This is a genomic window from Pseudomonas sp. GW821-FHT09C09, assembly GCF_059418105.1.
In genome coordinates, this window is the sequence record NZ_JBWKPF010000008.1 from 269618 (window position 1) to 292186 (window position 22569).

The following is a 22569-nucleotide window of genomic DNA, read 5'->3' on the forward strand; positions in this document are numbered from 1 at the left end:
CGTTGGGCGAGTCATCCGGGTGGGCGGTCAGGACAGGCGGGCAGGGGAGAGCATGGCGGCGTTCAGGCCGAACTGCTTGAGGTGATCGGGCAACGACTCACCGCGCACCAGTGCTGCACTGGCCTGACCCATCGCCGGCGAGGTCTGGATGCCGTAACCGCCCTGGGCCGCGACCCAGAACAGCCCCGGCACCTGCGGATCGAACCCGGACAGCAAATCGCCATCGGCGACGAAACTGCGCAGGCCGGCCCAGGTGCGGGTCGGGCGGCGGATGGTCAGGGTCGTCGCCTCTTCGATCTGATAAATGCCCATGGCGATGTCCAGTTCTTCCGGCTGCACGTCGTGGGGCTCGACCGGGTCGGCGTTGGCCGGGGAGCCGAGGAACATCCCGGCGTCGGGCTTCATGTAGAACGATTCGTCGAGGCTGACCAGCATCGGCCAATGATGAATATCCACGCTTTCGGGGCCGGCGAAGATGAACGCGGCGCGGCGTTTCGGTTGCAGACCCAGCGGCCGCGCACCGGCGAGGGCGCCGATCTTGTCGGCCCAGGCGCCTGCCGCGTTGATCACGACAGGAGCGCTGAAGGTCTGGCCGTTGGTCTGTACTTGCCAGATGCCGTCGGCATCACGGCTCAGCCCGAGCACTTCGCAATCGGTCAGGACTTGCCCGTTGTTGCGACGGATACCGCGCAGATAGCCTTGGTGCAGCGCGTCGGTGTCGATGTCGCTGGCGGTCGGGTCGTAGATTGCGCCGTGGACCTTTTCCCGACGCAGAATCGGCAATCGCACGCAGGCTTCTTCCGCGCTGAGCAGTTGCATCTCCGGCACCGTGGCTTTGGCGCTGAGGTATTGATTGTTCAGTTCGGCGGCGTCACCGGTGAAATCCACGGTCATTTCACCGCGCGGGGTCAGCAGCGGATGTTCGCAGAAGCCACTGGGCGGGTGATCGAAAAACGCCCGGCTGGCCTGTGTCAGTGCCCGAACCTGTGGAGTGCCATAAGCGGCGGTGAACAGCGCAGCGGAACGTCCGGTGGAGTGATAGGCCGGGTGCGATTCGCGCTCCAGCACAACAACCTTGCCGTGCTGCGACAGCCAGAAACCGGTGGAAGCGCCGGCAATCCCGCCGCCGATGATGATGAAATCTGCATGACTCATGAAAATCTCCGATGTCAGCGCTGCAATTGATAGACGGCGTTGGCCAGGGCGATGTCTTCCAGGCCCAGGCCGATGGAGCGGAAGAACACGTGACGGTTGTAATCCGGACGCTGCACTTTTTCGCTGAGCAGGTCCGCGAGGTCACCGATGATCGCGTGGTTGTCCCATCCATGCTGTTCGCCGGCGATCAGCATCTCACCGGCCGAGCCCGGTGTGGTCAGACGATAGTCGCAGAACACCTGCATGTCGTTGAGGCTCTGCGGCGGCACTTCGTGGGCGCGCGGTGCATTGGTGCTGATCGAGGTGATCAGTGCCGGTTTGCTCAGGGTTGCCGGGGCGATCACAGGTCCTGCGGAGGAGGTGCAGAGCATGATCACGTCTGCGTCGGCAATGGCGGTTTCGCGGCTGTCGGTGATTTGCACGCGCGGATCAAGGGCTTGCAGCAGGCTGGCGGTTGCCCCGTCTTCGCTCAAGGAGGGCGAGTACACGTTGATGCTCTGCCAGTCGCGCAATGTCTTGGCGTAATGAAGGTGTGCCTGGGCAACCTTGCCGCTGCCGATGATCGCCAGGCGTTTTGCGTTCGAAGGGGCCAGGGCATCGACCGCGACAGCTGTGGTTGCAGCCGTGCGCGCGGTGGTCAGTTCGCCGGCATCGCAGAGCAGCAATGGCTGGCCGGTCTGCATCGACATCAACAGTGTCCACGCCGTCACCAGCGGGCCTTGTTCGCGGACGATGTACGGCGAGGTCTTGACTCCGTACACGCCGTCCTCGGCCAGTACGCCCAGATAGTTGATGAAGTCCCCGGCGCCCCGGGGAAACTCCACCAGTTGCTGTGCCGGTTGCACCGCATGTCCGGCCGCCAGATCGCGGAATAGCCTGCGCAGGATCTGCGGCACATCGATCCGGGCCAGAAGCTCGCGGGCCTGGGTTTGATCAATCACGTACGGCGTACTGGACATGTCGGACTCCGGAGACTGTTTCTAAACTAATTTGTCCATTATGGACTTTTAGTTTTGTTGAACAATATCCGGGCGAAAAAAAAGCGCAGTCCGTTGCCGGCTGCGCTTCTCTTTATGGCGTCGTTTACTGAGGACGCTTGCGCTCAACTGCCCGCAACAGATGGGTCGGCGGGGTTTCACAGCTGATCTTGCGACCGAGTTTTTCTTCGATGGACGGCAACTGATAGGAGTCGTCTTCGCCGGCGAAGCTGATCGACACGCCATCGGCGCCCGCGCGACCGGTACGGCCGATGCGGTGCACGTAGTCGTCCGGCACTTCCGGCAGAGTGAAGTTGATCACGTGGCTGATACCGTCAATGTGGATGCCGCGACCGGCCACGTCGGTGGCGACCAATACGCGGATCCTGCCTTCGCGGAAGCCTTCCAGGGTCTTGATCCGCTTGTGCTGCGGCACGTCGCCGGACAGTTGCGCGGCGTTGATGCCGTCACGTACCAGACGTTCTTCGATGCGCCGCACTTCGTCCTTGCGGTTGGCGAACACGATGACCCGCTCCCAGCCGTTGTCGTTGACCAGGTTGAAGAGCAGTTTGTATTTGTCGGCACCGGCCACCGCGTAGATGTGCTGTTCGACGTTTTCGTTGGCCACGTTGGTGACCTCGATTTCAACGATCGCAGGATCGGTGGTCCACTGCTTGGCGAGGTTCATCACGTCATCGGTGAAGGTCGCGGAGAACAGCAAGGTCTGGCGTTCGCTTTTCGGCGGGGTCTGGCGAATGATCTGCCGTACCTGCGGGATGAAACCCATATCGAGCATGCGGTCGGCTTCGTCCAGCACCATCACTTCAACCATGTCCAGGTGCACGTCGCCGCGCTGGTTGAAGTCGAGCAGACGGCCCGGGGTCGCGACGAGGATGTCGCAGTGGCGGGCTTCGAGGTGCTTGAGCTGCTTGTCGAAGTCCATGCCGCCCACGAACGTCATGACGTTGAGGCCGGTGTACTTGGTCAGGTCGGCGGCGTCCTTGGCGATCTGCACCACCAGCTCACGGGTCGGTGCGATGATCAGCGCCCGAGGCTCGCCCATGTAGCGCTCTTTCGGCGGCGGGGTCTGCAACAGCTGGGTGATGATCGAGATCAGGAACGCGGCGGTCTTGCCGGTACCGGTCTGGGCGCGGCCGATGGCGTCTTTGCCGGCGAGGGTGAAACCCAGCACCTGGGCCTGGATCGGCGTGCAATACGGGAAACCCAGGTCGTGGATGGCGTGCATCAGTTCCGGGGCGAGTTTGAAATCGTGGAAACGGGTCTTGCCTTCCTGCGGCTCGACGACGAAATCTTCGAGTTTCCAGGGAATGACCGGCGCCTTGGGCTTCGGTTCGCGGCGTGGCCTGGCCGGTTTTGGTGCTTCGCTGCGGGCCGGTTCAGTGACCGGTGCGGCGACAGGGTCGGTTTTCGGTTCGCGTTTCGGTGTGGCTACGGGAGCCTGGCGGTCGGCCTGTTTGCCATCGCTGCGATGGCCGGGGGCGTGCGACGGCGCACTGGGAGCGGGCGCGAGCTGCTCAGCCTCGCTTTTACCGAACATCTTCTTGAGTGCTTTGAGCACGGTCATCTCATCAATTGGTTAAGGAATGTACGCCGGCCAGTGTAATGCAAGAAACGGGCGCGGCGTAGTGGGATGATCAAAGGGGCCCGACCACCGGAAAATCGAGCCCCGGACGATCAGCGCAGACGTTCGCTCAGCCATACGCCGATGTCGCGAATTTCTTCGGGTAACACTTCGTGCTCCATTGGGTATTCCTGCCATGTCACGGTGACACCATGGGCCTTCAGATACTCATACGCCGTGCGGCCCATGGAGTTCTGCACCACGTTGTCGAACTGGCCGTGCAGCGCCAGTGCCGGAATCCGTTGCTGGCTGGCGGACAGCTCCAGTTCGTCGCTGAACGTCGGCGCGTAGGTCGACAACGCCAGCACGCCGCCCAGCGGTCCCTGCCATTTCAGAAAAGCGGTGTGGTAGACCACGGCGCCGCCCTGGGAAAAACCGGCGAGGAAAATCCGCGAAGCGTCTATTCCGCTGGCGCGCTGTTGTTCGATCAATTCGATGACGTGATCAGCGGATGCTTCCAGCTCATCGCGGTCGATGGCCCGGGCCGGGCTCATGGCCTTGATGTCGTACCAGCTCGGCATGGCATATCCGCCATTTATGGTCACCGGACGGGTCGGCGCCTGAGGCAGGACGAAGCGCGTGCTCAGCAGGCTTTCCTGCAAGGCCTCGGCCACCGGCAGGAAGTCATAGCGGTCGGCGCCGAGGCCGTGCAGCCAGATCACGCAGGCGTCGGCTGCCTTAACAGGCTGAAGAATCAAGGGCTCGGTCATGGCTGCTCCAAAAATGTGCGGGCGCTCTCATTAAGTGCGTGATTGGGGTGCGCGCCCGGTTGATCCGTTAAGAAGATGTCGCAAGGCTACAAGTTTTGCTATTGACCTGTCGCTCAATCGCTTCAGCGAGCGGTGTGGTACGGGCTTTGCTATGAGGTAGTCGTGCAATCGATCTCGCGCCTGGCGGTAACACTATCAGTGAACGCCCGGCGACGGGATAGCAAAGAATCCGGTGATGGATGTTCGCCAATGGCCGCAACGGGCTTCGCGAACGTGAAAGGGCTACCGCCCGTTCGGCCGACTGGTGAGAAGTGAGTTGTCCATGATGTGGATTTTCTCCTACTAGACTCATAGCGAAGGTCCTGCGTCGGTTGACCCCATAAAAAGCCAACACGGGTCAACAACGCCTCAAAAGGGTGCGACTGGACTCAAGCTCCGACACAACAAGAGCAAAACTGGAGGTTTGAATGAAGATGTTGAAATCCACGCTGGCGATCGTGACTGCTGCTGCAGTACTGGGTGTCAGCGGGTTCGCTCAGGCGGGTGCAACCCTGGATGCGGTACAGAAGAAAGGTTTCGTGCAGTGTGGCGTGAGCGACGGTCTGCCAGGCTTCTCCGTACCGGATTCGACCGGCAAGATTCTCGGCATCGACGCCGACGTCTGCCGTGCCGTGGCCGCTGCCGTGTTCGGCGATGCGACCAAGGTCAAGTTCAGTCAGTTGAACGCCAAGGAGCGCTTCACCGCGCTGCAGTCCGGCGAGATCGACATCCTGTCGCGCAACACCACCATGACCAGCTCCCGTGACGCGGGCATGGGCCTGAAATTCCCTGGCTTCATCACTTACTACGACGGCGTGGGCTTCCTGGCCAACAACAAGCTGGGCGTGAAAAGTGCCAAGGAACTCGACGGCGCAACCATCTGCATTCAAGCCGGTACCACCACCGAGCTGAACGTCTCCGACTACTTCCGCGCCAATGGCCTGAAGTACACCCCGATCACTTTCGACACCTCCGATGAAAGCGCCAAGTCGCTGGAATCCGGTCGTTGCGACGTGCTGACCTCCGACAAGTCCCAACTGTTCGCCCAGCGCAGCAAGCTGGCTTCGCCGAAGGACTACGTGGTTCTGCCGGAAACCATTTCCAAGGAACCGCTGGGCCCGGTCGTGCGTAACGGCGACGACGAGTGGCTGGCCATCGTTCGCTGGGTCGGCTACGCGCTGCTCAACGCTGAAGAAGCCGGCATCACTTCGAAAAACGTACTCGAAGAAGCCAAATCCACCAAGAACCCGGACGTTGCCCGTCTGCTGGGTGGCGACGGCGAGTACGGCAAGGACCTGAAACTGCCGAAGGACTGGGTGGTGAAAATCGTTTCCCAGGTGGGTAACTACGGCGAAATCTTCGAGAAAAACCTCGGCAAGAGCACTCCGCTGGAAATCGACCGTGGCCTGAACGCGCTGTGGAACAACGGCGGCATTCAGTACGCACCACCAGTGCGCTAATGGTTCTATCACCCGGCGGGCCAACCGCCGGGTGATGTTCTGTTCCATTTCTTGCGGGGCACTTCATGCAAAATTCAATCGGCGCACCAAAGCAGAGGTTCAGCCTCAGCGATCCGCGTGTGCGTGCGTGGCTATTCCAGATTATCACCGTCGTGGCGGTGGTCGCCATGGGCTGGTATCTGTTCGACAACACCCAGACCAACCTGCAGCACCGGGGCATCACGTCCGGGTTCAGCTTTCTGGAGCGCAGTGCCGGGTTCGGCATCGCTCAACACCTGATCTCCTACACCGAAGCGGACAGCTATGCCCGCGTGTTCGTGATCGGCCTGCTCAACACCTTGCTGGTGACCTTCATCGGCGTGATCCTGGCAACGTTGCTGGGCTTCATCATCGGTGTGGCGCGGCTGTCGCCGAACTGGATCATCAGCAAACTGGCGACCGTGTATGTGGAAGTCTTCCGCAACATTCCGCCGCTGCTGCAAATCCTGTTCTGGTATTTCGCGGTGTTCCTGACCATGCCGGGGCCGCGCAACAGTCACAACTTCGGCGACACCTTCTTCGTCAGCAGCCGTGGCCTGAACATGCCGGCCGCGCAAATGGCCGACGGCTTCTGGGCGTTCGTTGTCAGCGTCGTGGTGGCTATCGTTGCCATCGTGTTGATGAGCCGCTGGGCCAACAAACGTTTCGAGGAAACCGGCGAGCCGTTCCACAAGTTCTGGGTCGGCCTGGCGATGTTCCTGGTGATCCCGACGCTGTGCGCGCTGATCTTCGGCGCTCCGCTGCATTGGGAAATGCCGAAGCTGCAAGGCTTCAACTTCGTCGGCGGCTGGGTATTGATCCCGGAACTGCTGGCCCTGACCCTGGCCCTGACCGTGTACACCGCGGCGTTCATCGCCGAGATCGTGCGTTCGGGGATCAAGTCGGTCAGCCACGGCCAGACCGAAGCGGCCCGTTCCCTCGGCCTGCGCAACGGCCCGACCCTTCGCAAGGTGATCATTCCGCAAGCGCTGCGCGTGATCATTCCGCCGCTGACCAGCCAATACCTGAACCTGGCGAAGAACTCTTCGCTGGCGGCGGGTATCGGGTACCCGGAAATGGTTTCGCTGTTCGCCGGCACCGTGCTGAACCAGACCGGTCAGGCGATCGAAGTCATTGCCATCACCATGAGCGTGTACCTGGCGATCAGTATCAGCATTTCCCTGCTGATGAACTGGTACAACAAGCGCATTGCGCTGATCGAGCGGTAAGGAATAGCGCATGAGTACTCATACTTTCAAACCTGACATGCCACCGCCGGCCAAGGTCTTCGGCCCGATGGCGTGGATCCGCGCGAATATGTTCTCCAGCTGGCTCAACACCCTGCTGACCCTGTTTGCGTTCTACCTGATTTACCTGGTGATTCCGCCGTTGCTCAGTTGGGCGATCTTCGATGCCAACTGGGTTGGCACCACCCGCGCCGACTGCACCAAGGCGGGCGCCTGCTGGGTGTTCATCGAGCAGCGTTTCGGCCAGTTCATGTACGGCTACTACCCGGCGGATCTGCGCTGGCGCGTGGACCTGACCGTGTGGCTGGCAGTTATCGGCGTGGCGCCGCTGTTCATCAAACGTGTGCCGCGCAAAGCGGTGTACGGGCTGAGCTTCCTGGTGATCTATCCGATCGTTGCCTGGTGCCTGCTGCATGGCGGCGTGTTCGGCCTGAGCGCCGTTGCCACCAGCCAGTGGGGCGGTCTGATGCTGACCCTGGTGATCGCCACCGTCGGTATCGCCGGCGCGTTGCCGCTGGGGATCATGCTGGCGCTGGGACGACGCTCGAACATGCCGGCCATTCGTGTGGTCTGCGTTACGTTCATCGAGTTCTGGCGCGGCGTGCCGCTGATCACCGTGCTGTTCATGTCTTCGGTGATGCTGCCGCTGTTCCTGCCTGAAGGCATGAACTTCGACAAGCTGCTGCGGGCACTGATCGGCGTGATCCTGTTCCAGTCGGCCTACGTCGCCGAAGTGGTACGCGGCGGTCTGCAAGCGATCCCCAAAGGCCAGTACGAAGCCGCTGCCGCGATGGGCCTCGGTTACTGGCGTGCCATGGGCCTGGTGATTCTGCCGCAGGCCCTGAAGCTGGTGATTCCCGGCATCGTCAATACCTTCATCGCGCTGTTCAAGGACACCAGCCTGGTGATCATCATCGGCCTCTTTGACCTGCTCAACAGCGTCAAGCAAGCCGCTGCCGATCCGAAATGGCTGGGCATGGCCACCGAAGGCTACGTGTTCGCCGCCCTGGTGTTCTGGATTTTCTGTTTTGGTATGTCGCGCTATTCCATGCATCTGGAACGCAAGCTCGACACTGGCCACAAGCGTTAGGAGTTTTTTCGATGAGCGAAGCAATCAAAAAGCCAGTGGGCCCTGAAGGCATCATTCAGATGCAGGGCGTGAACAAGTGGTACGGCCAGTTCCACGTGCTGAAAGACATCAACCTCAACGTCAAACAGGGCGAGCGTATCGTGCTGTGCGGCCCGTCGGGTTCCGGCAAGTCCACCACCATCCGCTGCCTGAACCGTCTGGAAGAACACCAGCAGGGCCGCATCGTGGTCGATGGCGTGGAGCTGACCAACGACCTCAAGCAGATCGAAGCGATCCGTCGTGAAGTCGGCATGGTGTTCCAGCACTTCAACCTGTTCCCGCACCTGACCATTCTGCAGAACTGCACCCTGGCGCCGATGTGGGTGCGCAAGATGCCCAAGCGCAAGGCCGAGGAAATCGCCATGCATTACCTGGAACGCGTACGCATTCCGGAGCAGGCGCACAAGTTCCCGGGGCAACTGTCCGGCGGTCAGCAGCAGCGTGTGGCGATTGCCCGCGCGCTGTGCATGAAACCGAAAATCATGCTGTTCGACGAGCCGACTTCGGCGCTCGACCCGGAGATGGTGAAAGAAGTTCTCGACACCATGATAGGCCTGGCCGAAGACGGCATGACCATGCTCTGCGTGACCCACGAAATGGGCTTCGCCCGCACCGTGGCCAACCGCGTGATCTTCATGGACAAGGGCGAAATCGTCGAGCAGGCGGCACCGAACGACTTCTTCGACAATCCGCAGAATGATCGGACCAAGTTGTTCCTGAGTCAGATTCTGCATTGATCCGATTCAGGCATTGAAATAAACCCGGACTCAGTTCCGGGTTTATTTTTGCCTGGATTTTACCGATTGCCCTGTTTGAAGAATCTGACTACTCTGTCAGCAAATTCATCCCATGATTGGATGAAAGGGCGAATCCTATGTCAGAAATTTCTCCACTCATTAAGCGATCCCTGGTCGACCAGGCCCTGGATCAATTGCGTCAGCGCATCACCGACGGCACCTGGCAGGTCGGTCAGCGTTTGCCGACCGAGCCCGAGCTGTGCGCCGAACTCGGCATCAGCCGCAATACCGTGCGCGAGGCGATGCGGGTATTGGCGTTCTCCGGGCTGATCGAAATCCGCCAGGGCGACGGCAGTTACCTGCGGGCGGTGGTCGATCCGATGGACACGCTCAAGGCGCTGTCCAGGTGCTCGCTGGATCAGGCCCGGGAAACCCGGCACATCCTTGAAGTCGAGGCCATCGGCCTGGCGGCGTTACGTCGCACCGATGAGGATCTGGCCGGTTTGCGCGAGGCGCTTGGCGTTGCCGGCAGCCATTATCACGGTGACCTCGACAGCTACATCGCCTGTGACCTGGTGTTTCACCGCCGACTGGTAGATGCCGCGCACAACCCGACCCTCAGCGAGCTGTATCGCTACTTTTCCAGCATCGTCGGCGCGCAATTGCGCCAGACCCTGAACATCGTCCCTCGTCGACAGGAAGTCTTCGATTTGCACATCGCCTTGTTCGAAGCCGTCGAACAGCGCGATCCGGAACGGGCCAAGGCCCTGTCGAGGCAACTGATCAATGAACCCTGAAACCGAGAAAACCATGTCCCGCCCTGAAACCGCCAACGCCCCCAAGCGCACCGCCGAACTGGAGGAACTGCTGATTGATGCCGAGGCCGATGACGAGCAGGTGCAGCAAAGTCATCCGCTGGTGCGGCGCCCGTGGCTGTTGCTGCTGGGGCTGATTCTGGTGGCGTTGAACCTGCGCCCGGCGCTGTCGAGCATGGCGCCGCTGCTCAGTGAAGTGTCGAAAAGCCTTGGCTTGTCTGCCGCTCAGGCGGGGTTGCTGACGACGTTGCCGGTGCTGTGCCTTGGTCTGTTCGCTCCGCTGGCTCCGGTGCTGGCGCGACGTTACGGTGCCGAGCGGGTGGTGCTGGGGATTCTGCTGACACTGGCTGGCGGCATCATCCTGCGCAGCAACTTCGGTGAAATCGGCCTGTTTGCCGGCAGTGTCTTGGGTGGCGCGAGTATCGGCATCATCGGCGTGCTGCTGCCGGGCATCGTCAAGCGCGACTTCGCCAAACACGCCGGCACCATGACTGGTGTCTACACCATGGCCCTGTGCCTGGGCGCGGCCATGGCGGCGGGTTCGACCGTGCCGTTGAGCGAGCACTTCGATCACAGCTGGGCCATGGGCCTCGGCTTCTGGGTGATTCCGGCGCTGGTCGCGGCGGTGTTCTGGCTGCCACAAATCGGCCAGAAACACGGCGCGCACAACGTCGCCTATCGGGTGCGTGGCTTGTTGCGTGATCCGCTGGCCTGGCAGGTGACCTTGTACATGGGCCTGCAATCGTCGCTGGCCTACATCGTGTTCGGCTGGTTACCGTCGATCCTGATCGGCCGTGGATTAACCCCGACCCAGGCCGGTCTGGTGCTGTCCGGTTCGGTGATCATCCAGCTCGCCAGTTCGCTGGCGGCGCCGTGGCTGGCCACTCGCGGCAAGGATCAGCGACTGGCGATCGTGGTGGTGATGGCGCTGACCCTCGGCGGACTGTTCGGTTGCCTTTACGCGCCGATTGAAGGCCTTTGGGGCTGGGCGATCCTGCTGGGCCTGGGGCAGGGTGGTACGTTCAGCCTGGCGCTGACCCTGATCGTGTTGCGCTCGCGGGACTCCCATGTCGCGGCGAACCTGTCGAGCATGTCCCAGGGCTTCGGCTACACCCTCGCGTCCATGGGGCCGTTCGCGGTCGGCGTGGTGCACGACTGGACCGGCGGCTGGAACGCCGTGGGCTGGATCTTCGGCATCGTCGGGGCGGGTGCGATCCTTGCCGGCCTCGGTGCCGGGCGTGCGCTTTACGTGCAGGTCGAAAGCGAAAAGGTCTGATGCGCACGACACTGTCGGTATTCGGAATGCGAATGCCGATAGTGTTTCGGGCGTTTGCGGATTATCGTGCTGGCAATCTGTACCTTTCCTGGAGATTGCCCATGAGCGAAGAAGCCCACAGCGCCCTGATCACCCGTTTCTACCAGGCTTTCCAGCGCCTCGACGCCGAGGCCATGGCCGCCTGCTACACCGACGACGTGGTGTTCAGCGATCCGGCCTTCGGCGAGCTGCGCGGCCGCGATGCCGGCGACATGTGGCGCATGCTCACCACCCGGGCCAAGGACTTCTCCCTGACCTTCGACAACGTCCGCGCCGACGAGCGCAGCGGCGGTGCCCACTGGGTGGCGACCTACCTGTTCAGCCAGACCGGCAACGTCGTGATCAACGACATCCAGGCGCGTTTCGTCTTCCGCGACGGCAAGATCTGTGAACACCACGACCACTTCGACCTGTGGCGCTGGTCTCGTCAGGCACTGGGCTTCAAGGGCCTGCTGCTGGGCTGGACGCCGCTGGTGCGCAACGCCGTCCGCACCCAGGCGCTGAAAGGGCTGAAGGCATTTCAGGCGAGTCGCTGATAAGATCGCCGCCTGTTTCCCTTGCGCCTGAATTGCCCCGTGACCAGCCTCAGCGAAAATCCTCCCGAAGCCGACGTTCCAGTGAGCAAGTCCTGGTTCGTCTACCTCGTTCGCGCCGCCAACGGTTCGCTGTACTGCGGGATCAGCGATGATCCCGTGCGCCGCTTTGCCAAACATCAAAGCGGTAAAGGTGCACGGTTCTTTCTCTCGAGCCCGGCGATGGCGCTGGTCTATACCGAGCTGTGCCGCGACAAGAGTGATGCGTTGCGCCAGGAACGGTTGATCAAGAAACTCAGAAAGAGTGCGAAGGAGTGTCTGGTGGCGTCTTATCGGCCGGACTGAATAAGCCCTCAAGCCTTGTAGATATCCCTTCCGTAGAGGCGACACGTTGCATAAACGACAGGCAAGAAAAAACCGCCCTTGTAGGCGGTTTTTTCTGTAAACCTCGGTTTGCGGCCGGGGTTTAGCATCTCACTGGATACACTGGCGCAGACCAAGAGTATTCGTCTTTACGTCACCAGGCAAGCCTTGAAACACCCATTCCAGAGAATGCGATTTTGAGCTCATTTGTTTAAATGACGGTATAGCAATCCGATTACTATTCGTCCGCTCGCATGCCAATGCAGCTTTTGAGGTCTGGCTGATCGACGTAACGGTTTCATGCCCTCTGACATGGGGTTGCTCCCGTGCCGGAATGATTTTTCAGGGGGATCACAACCGGCCGCCTCATTGGATACATTGGCGTGTATTCCGAAGGCGTACGTGGTCCGGTAAGCACGCTGGAGGTTTGGCCCCCAACCGGAGGCCAAAACGTATGAAGCTTTTGCTGCGTACTCTGAGCCTCGTATGGAGGTCGTTCAAAGCGTTTCGCTTTTACGAGTTCCTGCGAGATCACTTCGATGACCGGATGTAAGGCCATTGCACTGGGAAAACCATCTCGGTTTCGGCTGAGACGGTTTTTTTCGAAAACTCTCGAGTGCTTTATTAACCTGACTGATCAGTTCCCATCAGCCGGATCCGTAGGCTGCGAACGAATTGCGCGCTAAGCTGCGGGTTCACTTCCTGTGCGGCGGAGCCGAGCATGTCCGAGTTGATCCTCCATCATTACCCGACCTCTCCCTTTGCCGAAAAGGCCCGGCTGTTGTTGGGTTTCAAGGGCTTGTCCTGGCGTTCGGTGCACATTTCGCCGGTGATGCCAAAACCGGATCTGACCGCCCTGACCGGCGGCTACCGCAAGACCCCGGTGCTGCAGATCGGTGCCGATATCTATTGCGATACCGCGCTGATCGCCCGTCGTCTCGAGCAGGAAAAGGCCCAGCCTTCGTTCTTCCCGGAAGGTCAGGAAATGATCGCCGCCAGTTTCGCCGCCTGGGCCGATTCTGTGGTGTTCCAGCACGCAGTGAGCCTGGTGTTTCAGCCGGAGTCTGTGGCGGTGCGTTTCGGCAAGTTGCCGCCGGAAGCGATCAAGGCCTTCCTCGCTGATCGTGCCGGACTGTTCAGTGGTGGCAGCGCGACCAAAATTTCGGCCGAGCAGGCCAAGCACAATTGGCCAACCATCATGGCGCGTCTGGAGCAGCAGTTGCAGCGTGAAGACGGTGACTTCCTGTTCGGTGAGCCGTCGATAGCCGACTTCGCCATGGCGCATCCGCTGTGGTTCCTCAAGGCTACGCATGTGACGGCGCCGCTGGTGGATGACTATCCGGCGGTGTCTGCGTGGCTTGGGCGGGTGCTGGGCTTCGGCCATGGTGCGGCGAGTGCGATGACGTCGGAAGAAGCGCTGGAAGTTGCGCGCAGTTCGACCCCGGCGGCGTTGCCGCAAGAAGTATTTGTCGATCCGAACGGGTTTGAAGCGGGCCAACAAGTCGTGATCGCGGCCACTGACTATGGCGTTGATCCGGTTGCCGGAGAGCTGGTATTTGCAGGTCGCGAAGAGCTGATCCTGCGCCGTGAAGACGAACGCGGTGGCGTGGTGCATGTGCACTTCCCGCGTTTCGGTTTCCGGATCGAGAAGCGCTGAAACAACTGAGGGAGCCGACTGGCTCCCTCGTTCATTTCAGTGCGGCGAGAATGTCGTCCGGATCAAATCCGCGAATCAACGTGCCATTGACGTCGATCAGCGGGATCCCGCGCCCGCCCAGCGCTTCGTAGGCCTTGCGCGCCTCGGCGTCCTTCTCGATGTCGAATTCCTTGAACGGAATGCCTTTCTGATCGAGAAAGCGTTTGGTCTGCTTGCAGTAGCCGCACCAGTCCGTGGTGTACAACACGACCTTGGCGTTGGCGCGGACCTGCTCGGACGCCATCTGCGACGGGTTGAACACCCGCTCGATCTTGCCCCAGTTCTGATAGACCACGACCACCAGTAGAACCAGTGCAACCTTCTTCAGCACATTGCCGAGCATCAGGTGCGACGCTTCAACTGATCGGTGAGCGAGGTCGGCAGGCCTTTGATGACCAGCGTGCCGGCTTCTTCGTCGTATTCGATCTTCGAGCCCAGCAGGTGCGCTTCGAAGCTGATCGACAGGCCTTCGGCGCGGCCGGTGAAGCGGCGGAACTGGTTGAGCGTGCGCTTGTCCGCCGGGATTTCCGGCGACAGGCCGTAATCCTTGTTGCGGATGTGATCGTAGAAGGCCTTCGGGCGTTCTTCATCGATCAGCTCCGACAGTTCTTCCAGGCCCATTGGCTCGCCGAGCTTGGCCTGGCTGCTGGCGTAGTCGACCAGGGTCTTGGTCTTCTCGCGGGCGGAATCTTCCGGCAGGTCTTCGCTCTCGACGAAGTCGCTGAAGGCCTTGAGCAGCGTGCGGGTCTCGCCCGGTCCGTCGACGCCTTCCTGGCAGCCGATGAAGTCGCGGAAGTATTCCGAGACCTTCTTGCCGTTCTTGCCCTTGATGAACGAGATGTACTGCTTGGACTGCTTGTTGTTCTGCCACTCGGAGACGTTGATCCGCGCCGCCAGGTGCAACTGGCCGAGGTCCAGGTGGCGCGACGGGGTCACGTCCAGTTGATCGGTTACCGCCACGCCTTCGCTGTGGTGCAGCAGGGCGATGGCCAGGTAATCGGTCATGCCTTGCTGGTAGTGGGCGAACAGCACATGGCCGCCGACTGACAGGTTCGACTCTTCCATCAGTTTTTGCAGGTGCTCGACCGCGACTTTGCTGAATGCGGTGAAGTCCTTGCCGCCTTCCATGTATTCCTTCAGCCAGCCGCTGAACGGGAATGCACCGGACTCCGGATGGAACAAGCCCCAGGCTTTGCCCTGTTTGGCGTTATAGCTCTCGTTGAGGTCGGCGAGCATGTTCTCGATGGCGGCGGACTCGGCCAGTTCGGAGTCACGGGCGTGCAGGACTGCGGGCGTGCCATCGGGTTTTTTGTCGATCAGGTGGACGATGCAATGACGGATCGGCATGGGCTTCTCGGCAAGTGAAAGGGAGGAGGGCGGGCTCCCCCGAAAAAGCGCTCAGTGTACCGCAACCACTGGTTTTGGCGCGGGCTGAAGGGCAATTCGGGGTCATGGGGCGGCGCTTATGCATTTATTTACCGATTTAGCGCAATAAACCTGACCATTTGGCTAGCTAGAGGCGGATATTTCCTTGTCTCTGTGCTAGTTTTGCCCGGTCTTACGCGTAGTCACTGCGTTAAGCGTGCATTCAGCATTTGTCAGGTCGAACCAAACCCTGATTTCGGCATCTATAACCCCGACTCGTCGTGGTTATCGCCGAGGGTGCCAGATCCAGAAGATCGGGCTCGATGGCTGACACTGCACTCTGCAATCCATATGAATTTGATAGGGAAGGAACACTACATGGCTCTTACTAAAGACCAACTGATCGCCGACATCGCTGAAGCTATCGACGCGCCGAAAACCACCGCGCGTAACGCTCTGGACCAACTGGGCCAAATCGTTGCCGATCAGCTGGAAAACGGCGGCGAAATCACCTTGCCAGGTATCGGCAAGCTGAAAGTGACCGAGCGTCCTGCCCGCACTGGCCGTAACCCGTCGACTGGCGCTGCCATCGAAATCCCTGCCAAGAAAGTGATCAAGCTGGTTGTGGCCAAAGGCCTGACCGACGCTGTGAACAAGTAAGACGCAGCGATAAAAAAACCGTGCGCCGGAGTGATCCGGGCACGGTTTTTTTGTGCCTGCCGATTGTGTTCGGCAGTAGTGGCGGCTGCTTGCGATCAAGCGCCGCCCCGGTTGAAACGTATTACTTGCGAACCCAGCGCTCACGCCGCCAGATCTGCTGTTCGGACTTGGTCTGGAAGGTCCAGGCGACGAAGCGGCTCTGCTTCTGTCCCTGGGACATTTCCACTACCTGGCTTTCCAGCGCGCCGGCCTTCTTCAGTGCTATCTCGATGGCGGGCAGGTTCGAGGCTTTCGAGACCAGGGTGCTGAACCACAACACCTTGTGCGCAAGGGTCGCGCTTTCGGCGATCAGTTGCGTCACGAAACGCGCTTCGCCACCTTCACACCACAGTTCGGCCGATTGACCGCCAAAGTTCAGCACCGGCAACTTGCGTTTCGGATCGGCCTTGCCCAGGGCTCGCCACTTACGCTCGCTGCCCTTGGTGGCCTCTTCCATCGAGGCGTGGAAGGGCGGGTTGCACATGGTCAGGTCAAAGCGCTCACCGGGCTCCAGCAGGTCGATCAGGATGTGCTTGCGGTTCTCCTGCTGGCGCAGCTTGATGACCTTGCTCAGGTCGTTGGACTGGACGATGGCCCTGGCGGCGGCCACGGCCGTCGGGTCGATTTCCGAGCCCAGGAAGTGCCAGCGATATTCGCTGTTGCCGATCAACGGGTATACGCAGTTGGCGCCCATGCCGATGTCCAGCACATTGACGATGGCGCCGCGCGGAACCACGCCGTCGTTGTTGCTGGCCAGCAGGTCGGCCAGGAAGTGGATGTAGTCGGCACGGCCCGGCACCGGCGGGCAGAGGTAATCGGCCGGGATGTCCCAATGCTGGATGCCGTAGAACGACTTTAGCAACGCCCGGTTGAACACGCGCACCGCGTCGGGGCTGGCGAAGTCGATGCTTTCCTTGCCGTACGGGTTGGTGATCACGAACTTCGCCAGCTCCGGCGTAGTCTTGATCAGCGCCGGGAAGTCGTAACGACCCTGATGGCGATTGCGCGGGTGCAGGCTGGCCTCTTTGCGCGGCTCCACGGGCTTGGCCGGGGTAGCGGAGTCAGGCTTCTTGCGCGCGGGGCGAGGTGTACGGGGGGCGTTCATGGGCGTGGTCGATTCGGGTATGGCTGAAAGTGGCGGCTATTGTCCCACAGGGAACCGGGTTGTAGGCCGGAAAAGTGCCGGGCACAAAAAAGGGAGGCCGCATGGCCTCCCTTTTCATTGCGATTTGCCGTTACAGGCTGGCAATCCGCGCGTGCTGTTCGGCCAGTTTGCCCAGGGCCTGTTCGGCCTCGGCCAGTTTGGCGCGTTCCTTCTCGATGACTTCGGCCGGAGCCTTGTCAACGAAACCGGCGTTGGACAGCTTGCCGCCGACCCGCTGGACTTCGCCCTGCAGACGCAGGATTTCCTTGTCCAGGCGCGCCAGTTCAGCGTTCTTGTCGATCAGGCCGGCCATCGGCACCAGCACTTCCATCTCGCCAACCAGTGCGGTGGCGGACAGTGGCGCTTCTTCGCCTGCCGCCAGTACGGTGATCGATTCCAGACGCGCCAGCTTCTTCAGCAGCGCTTCGTTCTCGGTCAGGCGGCGCTGGTCTTCAGCGGTGACGTTTTTCAGGTAGATCGGCAGCGGCTTGCCCGGGCCGATGTTCATTTCGCCACGGATGTTGCGCGTGCCGAGCATCAGGCCCTTGAGCCATTCGATGTCGTCTTCGGCCGCCGGATCGATGCGCTCTTCGTTGGCCACCGGCCACGCTTGCAGCATGATCGTCTTGCCCTGAATGCCGGCCAGCGGCGCGATGCGCTGCCAGATTTCTTCAGTGATGAACGGCATGAACGGATGCGCCAGTCGCAGCGCCACTTCCAGTACGCGAACCAGCGTGCGACGGGTGCCGCGCTGACGCTCGACCGGCGCGTTTTCGTCCCACAGCACAGGCTTGGACAATTCCAGGTACCAGTCGCAGTACTGGTTCCAGATGAACTCGTACAGCGCTTGCGCGGCGAGGTCGAAACGGAACTGATCCAGTTGACGGGTCACTTCGGCTTCGGTGCGTTGCAGTTGCGAGATGATCCAGCGATCCGCCAGCGACAGCTCGTAGGCTTCGCCGTTCTGGCCGCAGTCTTCGCCCTTGTCCAGAACGTAGCGCGCAGCGTTCCAGATCTTGTTGCAGAAGTTGCGATAGCCTTCGACGCGACCCATGTCGAACTTGATGTCGCGACCGGTGGACGCCAGCGAACAGAAGGTGAAGCGCAGGGCATCGGTGCCGTAGCTGGCGATGCCGTCGGCGAATTCTTCGCGGGTCTGCTTCTCGATCTTCTTCGCCAGTTTCGGCTGCATCAGACCGGAAGTACGTTTCTGTACCAGGGTTTCGAGCTCGATGCCGTCGATGATGTCCAGCGGGTCCAGGACGTTGCCCTTGGACTTGGACATCTTCTGGCCCTGGCCGTCACGCACCAGACCGTGCACATAAACAGTCTTGAACGGGACCTGCGGCGTGCCGTCCTCGTTCTTGATCAGATGCATGGTCAGCATGATCATCCGGGCAACCCAGAAGAAAATGATGTCGAAACCGGTGACCAGCACGTCGGTGGAGTGGAATTTCTTCAGGAACTCGGTCTTTTCCGGCCAGCCCAGGGTGGAGAAGGTCCACAGGCCCGAGCTGAACCAGGTGTCGAGTACGTCGTTGTCTTGTTGCAGCGCAACGTCCGGGCCGAGGTTGTGCTTGGTACGCACTTCGGCTTCGTCGCGACCGACGTAGACCTTGCCCGACTCGTCGTACCAGGCCGGAATCCGGTGGCCCCACCACAGCTGACGGCTGATGCACCAGTCCTGGATGTCGCGCATCCACGAGAAGTACATGTTTTCGTACTGCTTCGGCACGAACTGGATACGGCCGTCTTCAACGGCGGCAATCGCAGGTTCGGCCAGCGGCTTGGTGGACACGTACCATTGGTCGGTCAGCCACGGTTCGATGACGGTGCCGGAGCGGTCGCCTTTCGGCACTTTCAGGCCGTGATCGTCGACGCTGACCAGCAGGCCGGCGGCGTCGAACGCGGCCACGATCTGCTTGCGTGCTTCGAAACGCTCGAGACCGGCGTACTCGGCCGGAATCTTGCCGTCGATGCTGTCGTTCAGCGTGCCATCGAGGTTGAACACTTGCGCTGCCGGCAGCACGTTGGCGTTCTTGTCGAAGATGTTCAGCAGCGGCAGGTTGTGGCGCTTGCCGACTTCGTAGTCGTTGAAGTCGTGGGCCGGGGTGATTTTCACGCAGCCGGTGCCGAATTCAGGATCGCAATAATCGTCGGCGATGATCGGGATGCGGCGGCCGACCAGCGGCAGCTCGACAAATTTGCCGATCAGGGCTTTGTAGCGCTCGTCATTCGGGTTTACCGCGACGGCGGAGTCGCCGAGCATGGTTTCCGGACGGGTGGTCGCGACGATCAGGAAATCGTTGCCTTCAGCGGTTTTCGCGCCGTCGGCCAGCGGGTACTTCAGGTTCCACAGGAAACCTTTCTCGTCGTGGTTTTCCACTTCGAGGTCGGAAATCGCCGTGTGCAGCTTGGTGTCCCAGTTGACCAGACGCTTGCCGCGATAGATCAGGCCGTCTTCGTGCAGGCGCACGAACGCTTCCTTAACGGCTTCCGAGAGGCCGTCGTCCATGGTGAAGCGCTCGCGGCTCCAGTCCACGGACGAGCCGAGGCGGCGGATCTGACGGCTGATGTTGCCACCGGACTGATCCTTCCATTCCCAGACTTTCTCGAGGAATTTTTCCCGGCCCAGATCGTGGCGGTTCTGGCCCTGGGCTTCGAGTTGACGCTCCACCAGCATCTGCGTGGCGATACCGGCGTGGTCGGTGCCCGGCTGCCACAGGGTGTTGCGACCCTGCATGCGGCGGAAACGGATCAGGGCGTCCATGATCGCGTTGTTGAAACCGTGACCCATGTGCAGGCTGCCGGTGACGTTCGGCGGCGGGATCATGATGGTGTAGGAGTCGCCCGCGCCTTGCGGGGCGAAGTAGTTCTCGGACTCCCAGGTGTTGTACCAGGAAGTTTCAATGGCGTGCGGCTGGTAGGTCTTATCCATGCGCGGCGGGACCCTATTGGCATTTATTCAGGAAAAGCCGGGAAGTATAGCGGGGCATGGGGCGCAGGGCGAGCGGGGCGGGCCGGGTGGGGATCTAAAAGTGGGAGCGACCGTGCGAAGGCTCCCACCGTCGATTATTCGTACTGGCCGAGAAGCCGTTCCATCCGCGCCTCGAGGCGACGTTTGATTTCATTTTCAATGTGCGGGGCGAAGTCGTCGATCACGTCTTGCATGATCAGTTGCGCGGCGGCGCGCAGTTCGCTGTCCAGGTGCAGCAGCGCGTCGGGGCCCTTATCCACAGGTGCGGCGGGCGCGGTGGCGGGTTTCGCGACGGGGGCTGGCGGCGGTTCGACGGCCGGTGGCTCGGTGGCGACCGAGTCGAACAGCATCGGAATCTGTTCCTGTTCGCCATCATCGACCGTGTCGGTCAGCAGCGGCGGTTGCAGGTTGTCATCGCCGAGCAACTGGCGGATCGACTCGAGGTCATCCAGCAGGTGCGCGGGTTTTTGCAGCGGTTTTGGAGTGTCCATCGGCGTACTCAGAGTCGCTGTAAACGGTGGTCTTGCAGAGGATAGCCCTGTTCCCGGTAGAAACGGAAACTCTCCCGCGCAGCTGCGCGGATCACCGGATCTTCCACCACCACTTCCGCCACTCGGGCGAATTTGTTGGCGAAGGCCGGGACTTTCAGGTCGAGATTGACGAGCAAATCCTGATGCTGGCCGCAGTCATCCCCCAGTCCAAGCACGATCAAACCTTCCGGTTCGCTCTCGGCCGGGCCATGGGGCACGAAGGTTTCGCCCTTGAACGCCCACAGCCGCGCATCGAGGTCATCACGCTGGGCGACATCGCTGCAATGCAGGTAGATGCGGTGGCCCATGCGCCAGGCTTTCTCGGTGAGCTTGCAGGCAAAATCCAGACGCGCCGAAGGATCAGCGCTGGGAAGAATGTAGAAGTCGACTTTGGTCATTGCGGTTCCTGAGCAGCAAGCGCCGCCCCTCGAAAGGTTCGGCGCTTGCCGTCATCGGTTTCAGGCCTTGGCGCGATCCAGCAGGTACTGGGTCAGCAGGGGAACCGGACGGCCGGTGGCGCCCTTGTCCTTGCCGCCGCTGGTCCATGCGGTGCCCGCGATGTCCAGGTGCGCCCAGTTCAGGTTTTTGGTGAAGCGCGACAGGAAGCACGCGGCGGTGATAGTGCCTGCCTTCGGCCCGCCGATGTTGGCGATGTCGGCGAACGGGCTGTCCAGTTGTTCTTGATACTCATCGAACAGCGGCAGTTGCCAGGCGCGGTCGTCGGCAGCCTTGCCGGCGCTCAGCAGTTGCTCGATCAGTTCGTCGTTGTTGCCCAGCAGGCCCGACGTGTGGGCACCCAGGGCAACCACGCATGCGCCGGTCAGGGTGGCGATGTCGATCACCGCTTGTGGCTTGAAGCGCTCGGAGTAGGTCAGCGCGTCGCACAGCACCAGACGGCCTTCGGCGTCGGTGTTGAGGATTTCCACGGTCTGGCCGCTCATGGTGGTGACGATGTCGCCCGGACGCGAAGCGGTGCCGCTCGGCATGTTCTCCGCGCAGGCCAGGATGCACACCAGGTTGATCGGCAGTTTCAGTTCCAGCACGGCACGCAGTGTGCCGAACACGCTGGCGGCGCCGCCCATGTCGTACTTCATCTCGTCCATGCCGGCGCCCGGCTTCAGGCTGATGCCGCCGGTGTCGAAGGTGATGCCTTTACCGACCAGCGCGTACGGCTTCTCGGATTTTTTGCCGCCGTTGTATTGCATGACGATCAGGCGTGGCGGCTGGGCGCTGCCCTGGCCGACGGCGTAGAACGAACCCATGCCCAGGGATTTGATCTTCTTCTCGTCGAGGACTTCGACTTTCAGATCCTTGAACTCTTTGCCCAGGTCTTTGGCTTGCTCGCCGAGGAAAGTCGGGTGGCAGATGTTCGGCGGCAGGTTGCCCAGGTTGCGGGTGAAGGCCATGCCGTTGGCGATTGCGGTGGCGTGGTTCACGGCGCGTTGCACCTCGGCTTGCGCAGCCTTGATGGTCAGCAGGGTGATTTTCTTCAGGGCGCGCGGTTCGGCTTTCTGGCTCTTGAACTGATCGAAGGTGTATTCGCCGTCGACCAGGGTCTCGGCCAGCAGGCGGGTCTTGCCGTAGCTGTCGCGGTTCTTGACGATGATTTCATCGAGTGCCAGTACGGCATCGCTGCCGCCCAGGCCCTTGAGGGTATTGAGGATACCAGCGACGATCTTGCGGAACGGGCGGTCGCCCAGTTCTTCATCCTTGCCCACACCGACCAGCAGCACGCGTTCGGCTTTCAGGTTCGGCAGGCTGTGCAGCAACAGGCTCTGACCGACCTTGCCGGCCAGGTCGCCACGCTTGAGCACGGCGCTGATGGCGCCGCCGCTCAGTTCGTCGACCTGCTTGGCCGCGACGCCGAGTTTGCGGCCTTCGCCGACGGCAACCACCAGGGTGGCGGTTTTCAACGTTTCTGGGCTAACGCTTTTTACAACCAGTTCCATGTCCGGATCCCTGAATGAATGGTCAACACGCAGGCGTTCGACGGTGTCCGCCGTCGCCTGCTTATAGAG

21 protein-coding genes are annotated in these 22569 nt (G+C 61.1%); 10 read left to right on the plus strand and 11 right to left on the minus strand.

Annotated features, from left to right (window positions below):
* Positions 1-27: 27 nt before the first annotated feature.
* The 4 genes from AC07NR_RS24210 to AC07NR_RS24225 all read right to left on the minus strand — a co-directional run bounded on the left by AC07NR_RS24210 (position 28) and on the right by AC07NR_RS24225 (position 4484).
* The gene (locus AC07NR_RS24210; RefSeq protein WP_495079636.1) at positions 28-1155 is read right to left on the minus strand and encodes an NAD(P)/FAD-dependent oxidoreductase; all 1128 of its coding nucleotides are present in this window, start codon (positions 1153-1155) and stop codon (positions 28-30) included.
* 14 nt (positions 1156-1169) lie between these two features.
* A complete protein-coding gene (locus AC07NR_RS24215) occupies positions 1170-2114 on the minus strand; it encodes an ornithine cyclodeaminase family protein (protein ID WP_248738245.1) in 945 nt (314 codons plus the stop codon).
* Between the two features lie 124 nt (positions 2115-2238).
* A complete protein-coding gene (gene rhlB / locus AC07NR_RS24220) occupies positions 2239-3717 on the minus strand; it encodes an ATP-dependent RNA helicase RhlB (RefSeq protein ID WP_423204957.1) in 1479 nt (492 codons plus the stop codon).
* Between the two features lie 110 nt (positions 3718-3827).
* Entirely contained in the window at positions 3828-4484 is a 657-nt protein-coding gene (locus AC07NR_RS24225; RefSeq protein WP_085711686.1) for an alpha/beta hydrolase, read from the minus strand.
* Positions 4485-4951: 467 nt separating this feature from the next.
* Between AC07NR_RS24225 and AC07NR_RS24230 the strand changes: the two genes are divergently transcribed.
* The 9 genes from AC07NR_RS24230 to AC07NR_RS24270 all read left to right on the plus strand — a co-directional run bounded on the left by AC07NR_RS24230 (position 4952) and on the right by AC07NR_RS24270 (position 13797).
* Positions 4952-5983, plus strand: a complete 1032-nt coding sequence (locus AC07NR_RS24230) for an amino acid ABC transporter substrate-binding protein (protein WP_085711685.1) — start codon at positions 4952-4954, stop codon at positions 5981-5983.
* Between the two features lie 65 nt (positions 5984-6048).
* Positions 6049-7230 carry an amino acid ABC transporter permease gene (locus AC07NR_RS24235; RefSeq protein WP_248738244.1) on the plus strand — a complete coding sequence of 394 codons (1182 nt, stop codon included), beginning with the start codon at positions 6049-6051 and terminating at the stop codon, positions 7228-7230.
* Positions 7231-7240: 10 nt separating this feature from the next.
* On the plus strand, positions 7241-8338 hold the full coding sequence (locus AC07NR_RS24240) for an amino acid ABC transporter permease (RefSeq protein ID WP_085729716.1): 1098 nt from the start codon (positions 7241-7243) through the stop codon (positions 8336-8338).
* 11 nt (positions 8339-8349) lie between these two features.
* Positions 8350-9114: an amino acid ABC transporter ATP-binding protein gene (locus AC07NR_RS24245; RefSeq protein WP_003221897.1), complete on the plus strand. Its 765-nt coding sequence runs from the start codon at positions 8350-8352 to the stop codon at positions 9112-9114.
* A gap of 137 nt (positions 9115-9251) precedes the next feature.
* Complete coding sequence (locus AC07NR_RS24250; RefSeq protein WP_423204958.1) at positions 9252-9911, plus strand: FadR/GntR family transcriptional regulator; 660 nt, start codon at positions 9252-9254, stop codon at positions 9909-9911.
* Positions 9901-11205 carry a CynX/NimT family MFS transporter gene (locus tag AC07NR_RS24255; protein ID WP_495079637.1) on the plus strand — a complete coding sequence of 435 codons (1305 nt, stop codon included), beginning with the start codon at positions 9901-9903 and terminating at the stop codon, positions 11203-11205. Before AC07NR_RS24250 ends, AC07NR_RS24255 begins: the two co-directional genes overlap by 11 nt.
* A gap of 101 nt (positions 11206-11306) precedes the next feature.
* Entirely contained in the window at positions 11307-11780 is a 474-nt protein-coding gene (locus AC07NR_RS24260) for a nuclear transport factor 2 family protein (RefSeq protein ID WP_248738239.1), read from the plus strand.
* Positions 11781-11819: 39 nt separating this feature from the next.
* Positions 11820-12122, plus strand: a complete 303-nt coding sequence (locus tag AC07NR_RS24265) for a GIY-YIG nuclease family protein (RefSeq protein ID WP_248738238.1) — start codon at positions 11820-11822, stop codon at positions 12120-12122.
* A 739-nt stretch (positions 12123-12861) separates the two neighbouring features.
* Positions 12862-13797 carry a glutathione S-transferase family protein gene (locus AC07NR_RS24270; RefSeq protein WP_248738237.1) on the plus strand — a complete coding sequence of 312 codons (936 nt, stop codon included), beginning with the start codon at positions 12862-12864 and terminating at the stop codon, positions 13795-13797.
* Between the two features lie 31 nt (positions 13798-13828).
* Here AC07NR_RS24270 and AC07NR_RS24275 read toward each other — a convergent pair whose 3' ends face one another.
* Positions 13829-14179, minus strand: coding sequence for a glutaredoxin family protein (locus AC07NR_RS24275; protein ID WP_085729721.1), 351 nt, complete (start codon positions 14177-14179; stop codon positions 13829-13831).
* A complete protein-coding gene (gene yejK / locus AC07NR_RS24280; RefSeq protein ID WP_248738235.1) occupies positions 14179-15183 on the minus strand; it encodes a nucleoid-associated protein YejK in 1005 nt (334 codons plus the stop codon). Before yejK ends, AC07NR_RS24275 begins: the two co-directional genes overlap by 1 nt.
* Positions 15184-15579: 396 nt before the next feature.
* Between yejK and AC07NR_RS24285 the strand changes: the two genes are divergently transcribed.
* On the plus strand, positions 15580-15861 hold the full coding sequence (locus AC07NR_RS24285) for an HU family DNA-binding protein (RefSeq protein ID WP_003221909.1): 282 nt from the start codon (positions 15580-15582) through the stop codon (positions 15859-15861).
* A 121-nt stretch (positions 15862-15982) separates the two neighbouring features.
* Here AC07NR_RS24285 and rlmF read toward each other — a convergent pair whose 3' ends face one another.
* The 5 genes from rlmF to AC07NR_RS24310 form a co-directional block, all read right to left on the minus strand.
* Positions 15983-17005, minus strand: coding sequence for a 23S rRNA (adenine(1618)-N(6))-methyltransferase RlmF (gene rlmF, locus AC07NR_RS24290; RefSeq protein ID WP_495079638.1), 1023 nt, complete (start codon positions 17003-17005; stop codon positions 15983-15985).
* Between the two features lie 130 nt (positions 17006-17135).
* Positions 17136-19982, minus strand: a complete 2847-nt coding sequence (locus tag AC07NR_RS24295) for a valine--tRNA ligase (RefSeq protein ID WP_495079639.1) — start codon at positions 19980-19982, stop codon at positions 17136-17138.
* A 134-nt stretch (positions 19983-20116) separates the two neighbouring features.
* Entirely contained in the window at positions 20117-20512 is a 396-nt protein-coding gene (locus tag AC07NR_RS24300; RefSeq protein ID WP_085711671.1) for a DNA polymerase III subunit chi, read from the minus strand.
* A gap of 8 nt (positions 20513-20520) precedes the next feature.
* Positions 20521-20949: a DNA polymerase III subunit chi gene (locus AC07NR_RS24305; protein ID WP_495079640.1), complete on the minus strand. Its 429-nt coding sequence runs from the start codon at positions 20947-20949 to the stop codon at positions 20521-20523.
* 60 nt (positions 20950-21009) lie between these two features.
* Entirely contained in the window at positions 21010-22500 is a 1491-nt protein-coding gene (locus AC07NR_RS24310) for a leucyl aminopeptidase (RefSeq protein ID WP_192552934.1), read from the minus strand.
* Positions 22501-22569 lie beyond the last annotated feature (69 nt).

Excerpts from the sequence above, each read along its gene's own strand:
- AC07NR_RS24250 (WP_423204958.1), top strand. The coding sequence starts at position 9,252 with ATGTCAGAAATTTCTCCACTCATTAAGCGATCCCTGGTCGACCAGGCC.
- AC07NR_RS24230 (WP_085711685.1), top strand. The coding sequence starts at position 4,952 with ATGAAGATGTTGAAATCCACGCTGGCGATCGTGACTGCTGCTGCAGTA.
- AC07NR_RS24295 (WP_495079639.1), bottom strand. The coding sequence starts at position 19,982 with ATGGATAAGACCTACCAGCCGCACGCCATTGAAACTTCCTGGTACAAC.
- AC07NR_RS24300 (WP_085711671.1), bottom strand. The coding sequence starts at position 20,512 with ATGGACACTCCAAAACCGCTGCAAAAACCCGCGCACCTGCTGGATGAC.
- AC07NR_RS24225 (WP_085711686.1), bottom strand. The coding sequence starts at position 4,484 with ATGACCGAGCCCTTGATTCTTCAGCCTGTTAAGGCAGCCGACGCCTGC.
- AC07NR_RS24310 (WP_192552934.1), bottom strand. The coding sequence starts at position 22,500 with ATGGAACTGGTTGTAAAAAGCGTTAGCCCAGAAACGTTGAAAACCGCC.
- rlmF (WP_495079638.1), bottom strand. The coding sequence starts at position 17,005 with ATGAACGCCCCCCGTACACCTCGCCCCGCGCGCAAGAAGCCTGACTCC.
- AC07NR_RS24275 (WP_085729721.1), bottom strand. The coding sequence starts at position 14,179 with ATGCTCGGCAATGTGCTGAAGAAGGTTGCACTGGTTCTACTGGTGGTC.
- AC07NR_RS24260 (WP_248738239.1), top strand. The coding sequence starts at position 11,307 with ATGAGCGAAGAAGCCCACAGCGCCCTGATCACCCGTTTCTACCAGGCT.
- AC07NR_RS24285 (WP_003221909.1), top strand. The coding sequence starts at position 15,580 with ATGGCTCTTACTAAAGACCAACTGATCGCCGACATCGCTGAAGCTATC.
- AC07NR_RS24270 (WP_248738237.1), top strand. The coding sequence starts at position 12,862 with ATGTCCGAGTTGATCCTCCATCATTACCCGACCTCTCCCTTTGCCGAA.
- AC07NR_RS24245 (WP_003221897.1), top strand. The coding sequence starts at position 8,350 with ATGAGCGAAGCAATCAAAAAGCCAGTGGGCCCTGAAGGCATCATTCAG.
- AC07NR_RS24215 (WP_248738245.1), bottom strand. The coding sequence starts at position 2,114 with ATGTCCAGTACGCCGTACGTGATTGATCAAACCCAGGCCCGCGAGCTT.
- yejK (WP_248738235.1), bottom strand. The coding sequence starts at position 15,183 with ATGCCGATCCGTCATTGCATCGTCCACCTGATCGACAAAAAACCCGAT.
- AC07NR_RS24210 (WP_495079636.1), bottom strand. The coding sequence starts at position 1,155 with ATGAGTCATGCAGATTTCATCATCATCGGCGGCGGGATTGCCGGCGCT.
- AC07NR_RS24235 (WP_248738244.1), top strand. The coding sequence starts at position 6,049 with ATGCAAAATTCAATCGGCGCACCAAAGCAGAGGTTCAGCCTCAGCGAT.
- AC07NR_RS24305 (WP_495079640.1), bottom strand. The coding sequence starts at position 20,949 with ATGACCAAAGTCGACTTCTACATTCTTCCCAGCGCTGATCCTTCGGCG.
- rhlB (WP_423204957.1), bottom strand. The coding sequence starts at position 3,717 with ATGACCGTGCTCAAAGCACTCAAGAAGATGTTCGGTAAAAGCGAGGCT.
- AC07NR_RS24255 (WP_495079637.1), top strand. The coding sequence starts at position 9,901 with ATGAACCCTGAAACCGAGAAAACCATGTCCCGCCCTGAAACCGCCAAC.
- AC07NR_RS24240 (WP_085729716.1), top strand. The coding sequence starts at position 7,241 with ATGAGTACTCATACTTTCAAACCTGACATGCCACCGCCGGCCAAGGTC.